Below are 14476 nucleotides of genomic sequence, written 5' to 3'. Positions count from 1 at the left end.
GATGAGCCAAGCCCACCATCCCGAAACCTGGACCGCAATCTGCACCTTGCGCGACATCGTGCCCAATACTGGTGTCTGCGCGCTGGTGGACCGGCAGCAGGTGGCCGTGTTCCGCATTGGCCGGGGAGAAGAGGTCTACGCGATCGCCAATTTCGATCCGAATTCGCAGGCCAACGTGCTGTCGCGCGGCCTGGTTGGCAGCCTGGGCGACCGCATCGTGGTGGCTTCGCCGATCTACAAGCACCACTTCGACCTGCGCACCGGCGAATGCCTGGAGGCGCCCGAGCACTCGGTCACGGCCTACGCGGCCCGCGTCTACGACGGCAAGGTCTGGGTGGCCGCATCGGCCACCACGGGCGCCGCTACGCCGGCCGGGGTCGAGGAAGAACTCGCCGCCTGAACCCCCTGCCCCCTCCACGCGCCCTACGATCATGCTCACGACGTCAAACGCCTCATCTCCCGCCGCGTCGGCCCGGCCGCGCCTGGTCGTCGTCGGCAACGGCATGGCCGGCATGCGCACGGTGGAAGAACTGCTCAAGCTCGCGCCGGACCTGTACGACATCACGGTGTTCGGCGCCGAGCCCCACGGCAACTACAACCGCATCCTGCTGAGCCCGGTGCTCGCCGGCGAGAAGACCGTCGACGACATCATGCTCAACACGCGCGACTGGTACACCCAGCACGGCATCGAGCTGCTGGCCGGCGACCCCGTGGTGGCCATCGACCGGCCGCGCCGCATCGTGCGCTCGGCCTCGGGCCGCGAGGTGCGCTACGACCGGCTGCTGCTGGCCACGGGCTCCAAGCCGTTCATCATCCCGGTGCCCGGCCACGCGCTGGACGGCGTGATCGCGTTCCGCGACATCCAGGACGTGGAGACGATGCTCCACGCCGCGCGCAACCACCGCCACGCCGTGGTCATCGGCGGCGGCCTGCTGGGGCTGGAAGCCGCCAACGGGCTGATGCGCCAGGGCATGGACGTCACCGTGGTGCACCTGGCCGACAGCCTGATGGAGCGCCAGCTCGACAAGCCCGCCGCCGAACTGCTGAAGGCCGCGCTGGAGCGCAAGGGCCTGCGCTTCCTGCTGAAGGCGCAGACCGCGGCCATCCTGGGCGACGACCGCGTCACCGGCGTGCGCTTCCAGGACGGCTCGCAGGTGCCGGCGGACCTGGTGGTGATGACCGCCGGCGTTCGCCCGAACATCGAACTGGCGGCCGGCGCCGGGCTGCACTGCGAGCGTGCCATCGTCGTCGACGACACGCTGCAGACGTTCGACCCGCGCATCTACGCCGTGGGCGAATGCGTGCAGCACCGCAACGCCACGTTTGGCCTGGTGGCGCCGATCTGGGACCAGGCGCGCGTCTGCGCGGCGCACCTGGCCGGCGCGGGCCATCGGCGCTACATCCAGCAGGCCACGGCCACCAAGCTCAAGGTGACGGGCGTGGACCTGTACTCGGCCGGCGACTTCATCGGCGCTGAAGGCAGCGAGGACCTGGTGCTGCGCGATGCGCGCCGCGGCGTGTACAAGCGGCTGGTGCTGCAGGATGGCCGGCTCGTCGGCGCCGTGCTGTACGGCGACGTCAAGGACGGCCCGTGGTATTTCGACCTGATCCAGAGCGGCAAGCCCGTGGCCGCGCTGCGGCAGCGCCTGCTGTTCGGCCAGGCGCAGTGCGAGTCCCTGGCGGCCTGACGCCGGCCGCCGCCGACCTTAGAGATTGATACCGTGAACCTGTCCGATATTGCGGTGGTCGCCACCACCGCCACCAAGACTGTCTCCACCACCTGCCCGTACTGCGGCGTGGGGTGCGGGGTGCGCGCCACGCTGCGCGCCGACGGCCAGGTTGAAGTCCAGGGCGATGCCGACCATCCGTCGAACTTCGGCCGCCTGTGCGTGAAGGGGTCGGCGCTGGGCGACACCGTCGGCCTGGACGGCCGGCTGCTGCACCCGCAACTGCGCCAGCCCGACGGATCACTGCGCCGCGTGAGCTGGGACGCCGCGCTGGACAAGGTCGCCAGCGGCTTTGCCGACATCGTGGCGCGGCACGGCCCGGACGCCGTGGCGCTCTACGTGTCCGGCCAGATCCTGACCGAGGACTACTACATCGCCAACAAGCTGATGAAGGGCTTCATCGGCTCGGCCAATATCGACACCAATTCGCGCCTGTGCATGTCGTCGGCCGTGGCCGGCCACAAGCGCGCGTTTGGCGAGGACCTGGTGCCGTGCAGCTACGACGACCTGGAACAGGCTGACCTGGTGGTGCTGGTGGGCTCCAACACGGCGTGGTGCCACCCGATCCTGTTCCAGCGCCTGACGCGCGCCAAGGAAGCGCGGCCCGGCATGAAGATCGTGGCCATCGACCCGCGCCGCACCGCCACGTGCGAGCTGGCCGACCTGCATCTGCCGCTGCGCGCCGGCACCGACGTGCGGCTGTTCAACGGCCTGCTCGGCTATCTGGCGCGCCAGGGCCATGCCGATGCCGCGTTCGTCGACGCCCATACCAGCGGGCTGGACGCCGCGCTGGCGGCCGCCGATGCCGACGGCACCGACCTCGACGCGCTGGCCCGCGCGTGCAAGCTCGACCCGCAGGACGTGCGCACGTTCTTCGAACTGTTTGCCGGCACCGGCAAGGTCATCACGGCGTTCTCGATGGGCGTGAACCAGTCGTCGTCGGGCACGGACAAGGTCAACGCGATCATCAACTGCCACCTGCTGACCGGCCGCATCGGCCGCCCCGGCATGGGCCCGTTCTCGCTGACCGGGCAGCCCAACGCGATGGGCGGCCGCGAGGTGGGCGGCCTGGCCAACATGCTGGCCGCGCACATGGAGCTGGCCAACCCGGTCCACCGGGACATCGTGCAGGATTTCTGGCAGTCGCCGCGCATGGCCGACCAACCCGGCCTGAAGGCCGTGGACCTGTTCCGCGCCATCGAGGCCGGCCAGGTCAAGGCCGTCTGGGTTATCGCCACCAATCCCGTGGTCAGCCTGCCCGATGCCGACCAGGCGCGCCGCGCGCTGGCAAAGTGCGAACTGGTGGTCACGTCCGACGTGGTCACGCATACCGACACCAACGACGCCGCCCATGTGCTGCTGCCCGCGCTGGGCTGGGGCGAGAAAGACGGCACGGTGACCAACTCCGAGCGCCGCATCTCGCGCCAGCGGGCGTTCCTGCCCGTGCCCGGCGAGGCGCGCGCGGACTGGGACATCCTGTGCGACGTGGCACGCCGCATGGGCTTTGCCGGCTTCGACTACGCCAGCCAGCACGAGATCTTCGACGAGCACGCGCGGCTGTCGGCCTGGCGCAATGGCGACGCCGACGCCACCGAGGCGCCCCGCATGTTCGACATCGGCGGGCTGGCCGGCCTGGCCCGGCGCGACTACGACGATTTCGTGCCCGTGCAGTGGCCGGTGCCAGGCGCCACGGCCGCCGGCACCAGCCGGCTGTTCGAGGATGGCCGCTACGCGTTCCCCGATGGCCGGGCGCGGTTCGTGCCGACGGCGTCGCGCGCCCCGGCGCATGCCGCCGACGACGAATTCCCGCTGATCCTGAACACCGGCCGCGTGCGCGACCAGTGGCACACCATGACGCGCACCGGCAAGGCCGCGCGGCTGGCCGACCACCTGCCCGAGCCGTTCGTCGACATGCACCCGCAGGACGCGCTGCTGTGCGGCGTGGGCGAAGGCAAGCTGGCGCGCGTGACCAGCCGCTGGGGCGCCATGGTGGCCCGCGTGCGCTTTGGCGGCGGCATTCCGCGCGGCAGCGTGTTCGTGCCGATCCACTGGAACGACCAGTTCAGTTCCGACGCGCGCGTGGGCGCCGTGGTGAATCCGGTGGTCGACCCGGTCTCGGGCGAGCCCGAGTTCAAGCACACGCCGGTGCGCGTGGAGGAATTCCGCGTGTCGTGGCACGGCTTTGTGCTGAGCCGCCGCGCGCTGCCCGCCGAGGCGCTGACGTACTGGACGCGCGTGCAGGGCCGCCAGTTCCAGCGCTATGAATTCGCCGGGCGCGAGCACGTGGCCGACCGCGCCGCCTGGGCCCGCGCGCTGCTGGGCGTGCAGGACCCGGATGCCGACTGGCTGGAATACGAGGACCGCACCGCCGGGGTCTATCACGCCGGCTACGTGGTCGACGACCGGCTGGAGGCATGCGTGTACGTGTCCACCCGCGCCGAGCTGCCGTCGCGCGCGTGGCTGTCGCAGCTCTTCGGCCAGGACCGGCTGGAAGACGGCGACCGCATCGGCCTGCTGCTGGGCCAGCCGCTGGAAAAGACCGCCGATGCCGGCCCCACCGTCTGCTCGTGCTTCGGCGTGGGCCGCAATACGATCTGCGACGCCGTGCGCCAGCACGACCTGAAGTCCACGGCCGAGATCACGGCCTGCGTGAAGGCCGGCGGCAACTGCGGATCGTGCGTGCCGGAGCTGCGCAAGCTGCTGGCCGAGATCCGCATCGTCGAAGCCGCCGAAGCGGCCTGACATCAGCAGCGGACTCACATGGCGCGGCAGCCAGGCGGCTCCCGCGCCATTTTTCCGTCGATTTCTTGACAATTCGTCCAGTTTTATACAAACTGTCCAGCATCGTTTTTCATCGCCGATGCGGCCCGCCATGCCAGAACGGACCCCGGAGCAGCGCCTGCTGCTCGAACAAGTGAAGCAGATAGCCGACGGGCTGGGCCAGACGCTGGCGCCGTTCTGCGAGGTCGTGCTGCACGACCTGCTGGAGCCGGGCCAGTCGATCCTGGCGATCCACAACAACCTGTCCGGCCGCGCCGTGGGCGACCCCACCACCGAGCTGGGCGAGGCCCGCATCACCGATCCCGGCTATCCGCAGATCCTGGCCAACTATCCGAACCAGTTTGCCGATGGCCGGCAGGCCAAGAGCACGTCGATCGGCATCAAGGACAGCACAGGCCGCTACGTGGCCGCGCTGTGCATGAACGTGGACCTGACGCTGTTCCGCAGCCTGCAGATGGCGATGGGCCAGTTCGTGCAGACCACCGCCGAGGGCCCCGAGGAAACGCTGGACCCGGCCAGCACCGAGGCGCTGCGCGCGCGCATCGACGCCTTTGCCGCGCGGCTGGCCACCACGCCGCGCGCGCTGAAGATCGAGGACCGGCGCGCGCTGCTGGCCGAACTGAAGGCCGGCGGGCTGCTGGAAGTGCGCCGGGCCATGGAAACCATCGCGGCCCACCTGGGGGTGTCGCGTGCCACCGTCTACACCTATGCCCGCTGACCGCGCCGCCGCGCAGCTGCTGCTGCTCGACAAACATGCCGTGGAAGCGGCGCTGATTCCCGACGACGTCGTGGCGGCCGTGCGCGAGGCATTCGTGCTGCACAGCCACCGCGAAGGCCGCGTCTTTCCGCTGATCCGCGAAACGCTGCATACCGGCGGCGTGTTCGGCATCAAGGCCGGCGACGTGGGCCGGCAGAACCTGCTGGGCTTCAAGGCCGCCGGGTTCTGGCCCGGCAACCGCGAGCGCGGCGGCGAACCGCACCAGGCGACCATCATGCTGGTCGACCCGGACACGGGCCGGCCGCTCTGCATCCTCGACGGCAACGCGATCACCACGGCCCGCACCGGCGCGGCCGGCGGCATCGGCCTGCAACGGCTGGCCCGGCCGGACAGCCGCCGCGTCTGCGTGTTCGGCACCGGCGTGCAGGCGCGCGTGCAGCTGGCGTACGCGCTGGCGCTGCTGCCGTCGCTCGCCGAGGTCAGCTACGTGACCGCCAGCGGCGCGCCAGACGCCGGTTTCGAGGCCGAGTTCGCGGCCAGCCTGGGCGGCCGTGGCCGCATCACCCACGCGCCGGACCGCAATGCCGCCGTGGCCCAGGCCGATGTGGTCATCACGGCCACGCCGGGCGGCGGCGCGCTGTTCGACGCCGGCGCCGTGCAGCCGGGCACCCACCTGACCTGCGTGGGCGCCGACACCACCGGCAAGCGCGAGCTGCCGGACGGCGTGCTGGCGCGGGCCACGGTGATTGCCGACGACCTGGACCAGGCGCGCCGCATCGGCGAATGCCAGTGGGCGCCGGACCTGCACTGCATCGAACTGGGCGACCTGCTGACCGGCGCCGCCACGTTCGCGCGCCAGCCCGACGACATCACCGTGTTCGACATGACGGGCCTGGCGCTGCAAGACCTGACCGTCGCGCGCTTCCTGCACGAACGGGCCCTGGCCGACGGCGCCGGCACGCGCCTGGCCTGGCCCTGGTAACCGATTTCCTCCCGCGTCCATCCGCTCCCGACCATCATGACGACCCTGCCCCTGCCCACCTACGCCGACGTCGAAGCCGCCGCCGAACGCATTGCCGGCTACGCCAACCGCACGCCGGTCCATACGTCGCGCACGCTCAACGACCGGCTTGGCGCCGAAGTGTTCTTCAAGTGCGAGAACTTCCAGCGCATGGGCGCATTCAAGTTCCGCGGCGCCTTCAACGCGCTGTCGAAGTTCACGCCCGCGCAGCGCCAGGGCGGCGTGGTGGCGTTCTCGTCCGGCAACCACGCCCAGGGCATCGCGCTGTCGGCCCGGCTGCTGGGCATGCCGGCCACGATCGTGATGCCGGCCGACGCCCCGGCGCTCAAGATCGCCGCCACCAAGGGCTACGGCGCCAACGTGGTGATCTACGACCGCTACACGGAAGACCGCGAGGCCATCGGCCGCGACCTGGCGGAAAAGCACGGCATGACGCTGATTCCGCCCTACGACCATCCGGACGTGATGGCCGGCCAGGGCACGACCGCCAGGGAACTGTTCGAGGAAGTGGGCACGCTGGACGCGCTGTTCGCGCCGCTGGGCGGCGGCGGGCTGCTGTCGGGCACGGCGCTCGCCACGCGCGCGCTGGCGCCGCAATGCGAGCTCTACGGCGTGGAGCCGGAAGCCGGCAACGACGGCCAGCAGTCGTTCCGCAGCGGCAGCATCGTCCACATCGACACGCCCAAGACCATCGCCGACGGCGCCCAGACGCAGCACCTGGGCCAGCACACGTTCCCGATCATCCAGCGCGATGTCACCGACATCCTGACCGCCACCGACGCGCAACTGGTCGACGCCATGCGCTTCTTTGCCGAGCGCATGAAGATGATCGTCGAGCCGACCGGCGCCCTGGGCCTGGCCGCCGCGCTGCAGCAGGCGGACGCGCTCAAGGGCAAGCGCGTCGGCATCGTCATCAGCGGCGGCAACGTCGATATCGCGTGGTTTTGTGAGTTGATGAAGCGGTAGGGTTACCGCCCCGCCCCGCCAGCCTGGGGGGCTCCCCTACACCTCTTCCGACGGCTGCGCCCTGGCCACCGCCACGATCGGCTCGCGGTCGAGCTGCATGAAGATCCAGGCCGACGCCGACGTGATCAGGCCCACGCAGATGAACGTCGCGTGGAAGGCCGGCAGCACGTCGAAGTGGTGCGAGCCGATGCCGCCCTGGAACGTCGCCAGCAGCGCGCCGGCGGACGTTACCGCCAGGCTCATCGACAGCATCTGCACCATCGACAGCATGCTGTTGCCGCTGCTGGCCGTCACGCCGCTCAGGTCCTTCAGCGTCACCGTGTTCATGGCCGTGAACTGGATGGAGTTCACGGCGCCGAAGATCGCCATCATGACGATCACCAGCGGCAGCGGGCGCTCGGGCGAGATCAGCGCGAACGACGCCATCACCAGCCCCACCACGAACGTGTTGGTCACCAGCACCTTGCGGTAGCCAAAGCGTTCGATCAGGTGCGTGGCCAGCCGCTTGGACGCCATGCCGGCCACGGTCACCGGCACCATCATCAGCCCGGCGTTGAACGGCGAGTAACCCAGGCTCAACTGCAGCGTCAGCGGAATCAGGAACGGCATGGCGCCGTTGCCGATCCGCGCGAACAGGTTGCCCAGCAGCCCCACGCTGAACGCGTGGATGCCGAACAGCTGCAGCGGAAACAGCGGCGCCGCGCTGCGCCGGGCGTGGAACACGTAGGCGGTCAGCGCGGCCATGCTGGCAATCAGCAGCATCAGCACCGTGGCGTGCTGGAAGCCCATGCCGGCCAGCCCGTCGAGCGAGAACGACAGCGTCACCATGGCGATGGCCAGGAACGCATAGCCGGCGATGTCAAAGCGCCCGATGCCGGGCAGCCGCGCGTTGGGCATGTAGCGCACCGTGGCCACCGCGCCAATCAGCCCCACCGGCACGTTGATCAGGAAGATCCAGTGCCAGGAGAACGTCTGCGTGATCCAGCCGCCCAGCGTCGGCCCGATCAGCGGCCCGATCATGCCGGGGATGGCCACGAAGCTCAGCGCCTGCAGATACTGCTCGCGCGGGAACGTGCGCAGCACCGACAGCCGCCCCACCGGCAGCAGCATCGCCCCGCCCGCGCCCTGCACCACGCGCGCCGCCGCCAGCAGCGGCAGCGTGGGCGCCCAGGCGCACAGCAGCGACCCCAGCACGAACAGGCCGATGGCGGTCTGGAAGATCGTGCGCGTGCCAAAGCGGTCGGCCAGCCAGCCCGACGCCGGGATGATGACGGCCATTGTCAGCGAGTACGCGATGACCACCGACTGCATGCGCAGCGGGCTCTCGCCCAGGCTGCGCGCCATCGACGGCAACGCGGTGTTGACGATGGTGGAGTCCAGCGTCTGCATGAAGAAGCCCACGGCCACCACCCACAGCATGATGCGCAGCTTGGGGTCCTGGGGCGTGGAGACGGTATCGACGGGGGGCGGGGCTAACGGCATGGCGGCGCGCGGAAGGCGGCTAAAACCGCAACCTTAGGCGGGCGATGGCCGCATGGCAAGCGCGCGGCACGATCATCGCCCATTCGGGGCTCCCGGCCCCGGTCACATCGACGCCCGCAGACCGACGAAGAAGCGCCGCCCCGGCGCCGGCTCGTAGTATCTGCCATTGGCTTCATTGACGATGACCGAGCCGATGTAGTGCCGGTCGGCCACGTTGTCGATCCGGCCGAACACGTAGAGCTGCGTGGCGCCTACCTTGAACGTGTAGCCGGTCTTCAGGTTGATGGTGAGGTAGCCGGGCGCGGCCTGCGTGTTCAGGTCGTCGGCGTAGACCTTGCTGTCCGCGCGGGCCTCCACGCCCACCATCCACTGGCCCCACGGCCGGTACGTGACCTCGGCGCCCAGGCTGTGCCGCGCGGTGCCCGGCAGCCGGTTGCCAGCCGCCACGGTGGCGCCCTGCGCGTTGACGAACGATTCGCCGAAGTAGGCCGACAGGTAGGTGTAGCCCAGCCCGGCCGCCAGCCGCTCGCCCGGACCGAACGCGCCGCGCCAGCCCAGTTCCAGCCCGCGCCGGCGCACGCCATCCACGTTCTGGTAGACCGTGCGGCCGGCATCGTTGGCCAGCGGCACCACCTCGGCGTGGCTGTCGGCATCGAACAGCGCGGCCTCCAGCCGCTGGCTGCCTGACTGCCATTTCACGCCGATCTCGCCCTGCCGGCTCGTGGACGCCTGCAGCCCCAGGTTGGCCCCGACGCCGCCCGGGCCGTAGGCCACCTCGGTCAGCGTGGGCGTTTCGAAGCCGCGCCCCAGGTTGGCGTAGACGTTGAGCGACTCCATCGCATGCCAGACCACGCCCAGCACCGGGCTGACGTTGTGGTACGTGGACGTGCCACTGTCGTCGGGGCTGGCGGCGGTCACGAAATGGTCGTCGATGCGCAGCCGCACCCTGCTGGCCCGCACCCCGCCCACCAGTTCCCAGGCCGGATGCACGGTCCAGTTGAATTGCGCGAAGGCGCCGTAGTCGGCCGCCTCGTCGGTCTCGTCGCGGCGCAGCGCGCCCTGCTGGCCGTTGTCGTTGACGTAGCCGTGGCGCCCGTCGCGCATGGCGTTGGCCTCGATGCCGGCTGTCCATTGCAGCGGCAGGCCGTTGGCCGTGGTCTTGCGCGTCCACGACAGCGCGCCGCCGCCGTAGGTGCGGTCCAGGTCGACGATGCCGCCCGCCGACGTGGGCGCCGCGCCGCTGAAGCCCAGCCGCTGCGTAAGCTGCCGGCCGCCGCCGTAGAGCCGGAAGTTCAGGCTGTCGCGCTCGGTCAACTGGTGCTCCACGACCACCCCGGCCTGGGTCTGCTCCACGTCCTTGCCGGTGTTGAACTGGGTGGCGGCCGGCACCGACTGGCGCGGATTGGCCTCGGCCTGCGCGCGCGTCAGCCCCAGCGGGTCTTCGGCCAGCGGCTGGTTGAAGTAGTTGAACTGGCCCGTGACCCTGGTGCCCGTGGCGGGCCGGGCCACGATCTTGGCGTTGAGCTGGTAGCGCCGCGCGGCGCTGTGGTCGCGGTAGCCGTCGGTCTGGTAGGTCCAGGCATCGAGCGTGCCGCCCAGGCGGTCGTTGCCGCCGCCCAGCGTCACGCCGGCCTGCCACTGGCCGTCCGACCCGAAGCCGGTGGACGCTCGCCCGGCAAACCCCTGCGTGGGCGGGTCGGGCGTGAAGACCTGCACCACGCCGCCCGAGGCATTGCCGTACATCTGGGCAAACGGCCCGCGCAGGATTTCCACGCGGCTGGCGTTGGCCAGGTCGAACGTCGACGACTGGCCCTGCCCGTCCGGCATCGTCGCCGGAATGCCGTCGACAAACAGCCGCACGCCGCGCACGCCGAACGTCGACCGGCTGCCAAACCCGCGCACCGCGATCTGCAGGTCCTGCGAATAGTTCTGGCGGTCGCGCACGGCGATGCCGGGGCTGGTCAGCGTCAGCTCGGACAGGTTGACCAGCGGCGACGTGGCCGTGAACGGGTCCACGGCGATGCTGTCGATGGCGGCCGGCGCGTCGAAGCGCCGCTGCTCGTTGCGGCTGGCGCTGACCACCACGTCGGGCAGCGCCGCTTCTTGCGCGCTGGCCGGCACGGCCGGGGTCATGGCCAGCGGCACCGCCATCCAGGCGGCCGGCCGGCGCCCGAGCGCGGCCAGCAGTGCGGTACGCAGTGCGGAAGTCTGGGTCCTGCCGGCAGCGTGCATGGGGGCGCGTCCCGAAGATAGACACCTCGCACGCGCGGATTGCGCGTGGCGCCTAGTCTACTCCCGGCCATCGGGCCCGCGCCGTCGGGCGCACGCTGACAGCGCGGCGGCGTGGCGCCCGGGCGTCAGATTGATGATGCGCCGTGGCCGGCGCAATGCTACCCTCTGGTGCCGCCGCACGCTGTCTGGCGCGGCCGGCGCAAACCTTCGGCCCCCATCCCTGCCAGATGAGAATCCTTATCGTTGAAGACGACCCCATGCTCGGCGATGGCCTGCATCGCGGACTGAAGCTGATGGGGCATGCCGCGGACTGGTTCCGCACGGCGGCCGAGGCCGACCGCGCCATCGCCGCCATGCATTACGACGCCGTGCTGCTGGACCTGGGCCTGCCCGACGAGGACGGCGTGACGATGCTGCTGCGCTGGCGCAACCAGGGACGGCATACGCCGGTGGTCATCCTGACCGCGCGCGACGCCGTGCAGGACCGCATCGGCGGGCTGGACGCTGGCGCCGACGACTACCTGATCAAGCCGGTCGACCTCGACGAACTGGCCGCGCGGCTGCGCGCCGTGTCGCGCCGGGCGGCGGGCATGCTGGAGCCGGTCTGGCGCCACGGCCCGCTCGAATACCATCCGGCCGCGCGGCTGGCGGTCTGGCACGGCAAGTCCGTGGACCTGACCAGCCGCGAGTCGATGCTGCTGGAACTGCTGCTGACCCATCCCAACCGCGTGCTGACGCGCGAATTCCTGCGCGACAAGCTCTACGAATGGGAGAAAGGCTCGGAGAGCAACACGCTCGAAGTTCATATCCATCATCTGCGCCGCAAGCTCCATCCCGGCATCGTCCGCACGCTGCGCGGCGCCGGCTATACGCTGGGCACGGTGGATGCGCTGGCGGCGCCGGCCCCCGACGCTGGCGAAGCGGGTGACAGTGGAGACCATGGCGACGGTGGCGCAGGCGGGGCCCCCGCATGACGCTGCAACGGCGGCTGATCCTGGTCGTCCTGCTGACCGTCTTCTTTGCCTGGGTGGTGACCAGCGTGCTGGTCTTCCGCAACGCGCGGATGGAAGTCAACGAACTCTACGACACCGCGATGGTGCGCATGGCCCAGCAGATGCAGGCCGTGCTGCCGCTGGTGCAGCCAGGTGCCATCCACCAGCCGCCCCCCGGCGGCTACGGCACCGGCAATGCCGAGGTGGGCGATCTTGGGGCGGCCGGCCTGGGTGACCTGGCGATTGCCGCGTGGCGCGCAAACGGCGAGCCGCTGCACATCGACCCCGACGGCGACCGCCTGCCCCGCCTGCCGCAGGTGGCCGGCTTTACCGACCGCACGCTCGACGCCCGCGCATGGCGGCTGTACTACCTGGAAGACCCCGTGGACGGCTGGCGCGTCTGCGTCGGCCAGTTGATGGCCGAGCGCGAGGAACTGGTGGTGGCCTACCTGCAGGCGCAGGTGCTGCCGTGGGCGCTGGGCCTGCCGCTGCTGACCATGCTGCTGATCCTGGGCATCCGCCGCATGCTGCGGCCGCTCACCGACATCTCGCAAGCCATCGCCACGCGCGCGCCGGGCGATCCCACGCCGATTGCCGCGCATGGCGTGCCGCGCGAACTGATGCCGCTGGTCCAGGCGATGAACCGGCTGCTGGACCGCGTGTCGGCCCTGCTCGAACATGAACGCCGCCTGACCGCCGATGCCGCGCACGAGATGCGCACCCCGCTGGCCGCGCTCAAGGCGCAATGGGACGTGGCGCGCCGCTCGGCCGATGCGGACGAACGCGCGCAGGCCGCCGTCAAGGTCGAGGCCGGCATCGACCGCCTGGGCCACCTGGTGTCGCAACTGCTGACGCTGAGCCGGCTGGAGGATGACACCACGTCGCCCGCCCGCGCGCCGGTGGACTGGCGCGAGGTGTCGCGGCAGGTGCTGTCCGATTGCCTGCTGCTGTCCGAGCGCCGGCAAGTCGACATGGAAGTGCTCTGGCCGGCGGACGGCCGCCCGCCGCTGGACGTCTGCGGCGACGGCACGCTGCTCGGCACCCTGCTGCGCAACCTGATGGACAACGCGCTGCGCTACGGCCCGGCCGGCTCGGTGGTCACGCTGGCGTTCGAGCCGGACCGCATCGTCGTGGCCGACCGCGGGCCCGGCGTTGACCCCGCGCATATGGAACGGCTGGGCCGGCGCTTCTTTCGCGGCGGCGGCCAGCAGGAACAAGGCACGGGGCTGGGAATTTCGATTGCGCGGCGCATTGCCGAGCTGCATGGCCTGACCATCGACCTTGCCAACCGCCCGGCTGCCGACGGCACGGGACTGGTGGCAACGATCCGGCCCGCCACCACGGGGAGAAACAAGCGTTGAGCGCCGTCTGGGAAGTGTTCGCCGTGTTCCTGCGCCTGGGCCTGACCTCGTTCGGGGGGCCGGTGGCGCATCTGGGGTATTTCCGTACCGCGTTCGTAGCGCGGCGGGGCTGGCTCAGCGAGGCGGCGTATGCCGATATCGTCGCGCTGTGCCAGTTCCTGCCCGGGCCGGCCAGCAGCCAGGTCGGCATGGCCGTGGGGCTGTCGCGCGCGGGCTATGCGGGCGCGCTGGCGGCGTGGATCGGCTTCACGCTGCCGTCGGCCGTGGCGCTGATCCTGTTTGCCTATGGGCTGTCGCACTTCGGGCAGGCCGTGCCGGCCGGTGCGCTGCACGGGCTCAAGGTGGCGGCGGTGGCGGTGGTAGCGCAGGCCGTGTGGGGCATGGCGCGGTCGCTCTGCCCCGACGCACCGCGCCTGACGATGATGACGCTGACGGCGGTCGTGGTCGCCATCGCGCCCTCGCCGGCCTGGCAGGTCGGTGCGATGGTCGTGGCCGGGCTGGTGGGCGCGCGGCTGTTTCGCACCGCCCAGGCCGCGCCGCACGAGCCGTTGTCGGTGCCGGTCAGCCACGGCTTTGCGGTGCTGTGCCTGGCCGTGTTCGCGGTGCTGCTGGTGGGCCTGCCGTTCGCGGCCCGCGAATCGGGCAGCCACGCGCTGGCGCTGGTCGACGCGTTCTACCGCGCCGGCGCGCTGGTGTTCGGCGGCGGCCACGTGGTGCTGCCGCTGCTGCAGGCCGCCGTGGTGCCGCCGGGCTGGGTCGACAACGACACGTTCCTGGCCGGCTACGGCGCCGCGCAGGCGGTGCCCGGCCCGCTGTTCACGTTCGCGGCCTTCCTTGGCGCGGCCAACACGCTGGCACCGAACGGCTGGGCTGGCGGGGCGCTCTGCGTGCTGTCCATCTTCGCCCCGTCGTTCCTGCTGGTGTTCGGCGCGCTGCCGTTCTGGGAGCGGCTGCGCCGCCAGCCGGCCACGCGCGCGGCGCTGTCCGGTGTCAACGCGGCCGTGGTGGGCCTGCTGCTGGCCGCGCTCTACCAGCCGGTCTGGACCAGCGCCGTGCAGGGCCCGGCCGATTTCGCGCTGGCGCTGCTGGCGCTGACCGCGCTGACGGCGTGGCGTGTGCCGCCGTGGGCCGTGGTGGCGGGCTGCGCGCTGGCCGGGTGGGGATGGCAGGCGGCGGGGTTCGCCTAGCCGGCAGCC

11 protein-coding genes are annotated in these 14476 nt (G+C 71.0%); 9 read left to right on the top strand and 2 right to left on the bottom strand.

The window, feature by feature from the left end; genetic code table 11:
• Window position 1 precedes the first annotated feature (1 nt).
• From nirD to EHF44_RS25130, 6 genes are all read left to right on the top strand, one after another.
• Entirely contained in the window at window positions 2–400 is a 399-nt protein-coding gene (gene nirD / locus EHF44_RS25155; protein ID WP_124686396.1) for a nitrite reductase small subunit NirD, read from the top strand.
• A gap of 31 nt (window positions 401–431) precedes the next feature.
• On the top strand, window positions 432–1688 hold the full coding sequence (locus tag EHF44_RS25150) for an NAD(P)/FAD-dependent oxidoreductase (protein WP_124686395.1): 1257 nt from the start codon (window positions 432–434) through the stop codon (window positions 1686–1688).
• Between the two features lie 33 nt (window positions 1689–1721).
• Window positions 1722–4469 carry a nitrate reductase gene (locus EHF44_RS25145; protein ID WP_124686394.1) on the top strand — a complete coding sequence of 916 codons (2748 nt, stop codon included), beginning with the start codon at window positions 1722–1724 and terminating at the stop codon, window positions 4467–4469.
• Between the two features lie 130 nt (window positions 4470–4599).
• Window positions 4600–5226: a helix-turn-helix transcriptional regulator gene (locus EHF44_RS25140; RefSeq protein WP_124686393.1), complete on the top strand. Its 627-nt coding sequence runs from the start codon at window positions 4600–4602 to the stop codon at window positions 5224–5226.
• Window positions 5216–6208 (top strand): ornithine cyclodeaminase family protein, encoded by a 993-nt coding sequence (locus EHF44_RS25135; RefSeq protein WP_124686392.1) that lies wholly within the window; start codon window positions 5216–5218, stop codon window positions 6206–6208. The genes EHF44_RS25140 and EHF44_RS25135 overlap by 11 nt, the downstream gene beginning before the upstream one ends.
• A 36-nt stretch (window positions 6209–6244) precedes the next feature.
• Entirely contained in the window at window positions 6245–7213 is a 969-nt protein-coding gene (locus EHF44_RS25130) for a threo-3-hydroxy-L-aspartate ammonia-lyase (RefSeq protein WP_124686391.1), read from the top strand.
• A gap of 36 nt (window positions 7214–7249) precedes the next feature.
• Here the strand turns inward: EHF44_RS25130 and mdtD are convergent, their stop codons facing one another.
• Both mdtD and EHF44_RS25120 read right to left on the bottom strand, forming a co-directional pair.
• On the bottom strand, window positions 7250–8695 hold the full coding sequence (gene mdtD / locus EHF44_RS25125) for a multidrug transporter subunit MdtD (RefSeq protein ID WP_124686390.1): 1446 nt from the start codon (window positions 8693–8695) through the stop codon (window positions 7250–7252).
• Window positions 8696–8797: 102 nt separating this feature from the next.
• Entirely contained in the window at window positions 8798–10846 is a 2049-nt protein-coding gene (locus tag EHF44_RS25120; protein WP_437340356.1) for a TonB-dependent receptor family protein, read from the bottom strand.
• 308 nt (window positions 10847–11154) lie between these two features.
• Between EHF44_RS25120 and EHF44_RS25115 the strand changes: the two genes are divergently transcribed.
• Genes EHF44_RS25115 through chrA form a run of 3 tightly spaced genes read left to right on the top strand, consistent with a single transcriptional unit; the run spans window position 11155 to window position 14467 of the window.
• Window positions 11155–11901: a response regulator gene (locus EHF44_RS25115; protein WP_124686388.1), complete on the top strand. Its 747-nt coding sequence runs from the start codon at window positions 11155–11157 to the stop codon at window positions 11899–11901.
• Window positions 11898–13280 carry an ATP-binding protein gene (locus EHF44_RS25110; protein ID WP_124686387.1) on the top strand — a complete coding sequence of 461 codons (1383 nt, stop codon included), beginning with the start codon at window positions 11898–11900 and terminating at the stop codon, window positions 13278–13280. The genes EHF44_RS25115 and EHF44_RS25110 overlap by 4 nt, the downstream gene beginning before the upstream one ends.
• Window positions 13277–14467, top strand: coding sequence for a chromate efflux transporter (chrA, locus tag EHF44_RS25105; protein ID WP_124686386.1), 1191 nt, complete (start codon window positions 13277–13279; stop codon window positions 14465–14467). Before EHF44_RS25110 ends, chrA begins: the two co-directional genes overlap by 4 nt.
• The last annotated feature ends 9 nt before the right edge of the window (window positions 14468–14476 follow it).

Origin of the sequence: Cupriavidus pauculus, assembly GCF_003854935.1 — a bacterium.
GTDB lineage: Bacteria > Pseudomonadota > Gammaproteobacteria > Burkholderiales > Burkholderiaceae > Cupriavidus > Cupriavidus pauculus_C.
Note: the sequence above shows the minus strand (reverse complement) of the source record. Positions and strands in the feature narration are given on the sequence as shown.

Bases quoted from the DNA above. Each gene is read 5' to 3' on its own strand.
- EHF44_RS25115 (WP_124686388.1), top strand. From the start codon at position 11,155: ATGAGAATCCTTATCGTTGAAGACGACCCCATGCTCGGCGATGGCCTG.
- mdtD (WP_124686390.1), bottom strand. From the start codon at position 8,695: ATGCCGTTAGCCCCGCCCCCCGTCGATACCGTCTCCACGCCCCAGGAC.
- EHF44_RS25130 (WP_124686391.1), top strand. From the start codon at position 6,245: ATGACGACCCTGCCCCTGCCCACCTACGCCGACGTCGAAGCCGCCGCC.
- EHF44_RS25150 (WP_124686395.1), top strand. From the start codon at position 432: ATGCTCACGACGTCAAACGCCTCATCTCCCGCCGCGTCGGCCCGGCCG.
- nirD (WP_124686396.1), top strand. From the start codon at position 2: ATGAGCCAAGCCCACCATCCCGAAACCTGGACCGCAATCTGCACCTTG.
- EHF44_RS25140 (WP_124686393.1), top strand. From the start codon at position 4,600: ATGCCAGAACGGACCCCGGAGCAGCGCCTGCTGCTCGAACAAGTGAAG.
- EHF44_RS25135 (WP_124686392.1), top strand. From the start codon at position 5,216: ATGCCCGCTGACCGCGCCGCCGCGCAGCTGCTGCTGCTCGACAAACAT.
- EHF44_RS25120 (WP_437340356.1), bottom strand. From the start codon at position 10,846: ATGGCGGTGCCGCTGGCCATGACCCCGGCCGTGCCGGCCAGCGCGCAA.
- EHF44_RS25110 (WP_124686387.1), top strand. From the start codon at position 11,898: ATGACGCTGCAACGGCGGCTGATCCTGGTCGTCCTGCTGACCGTCTTC.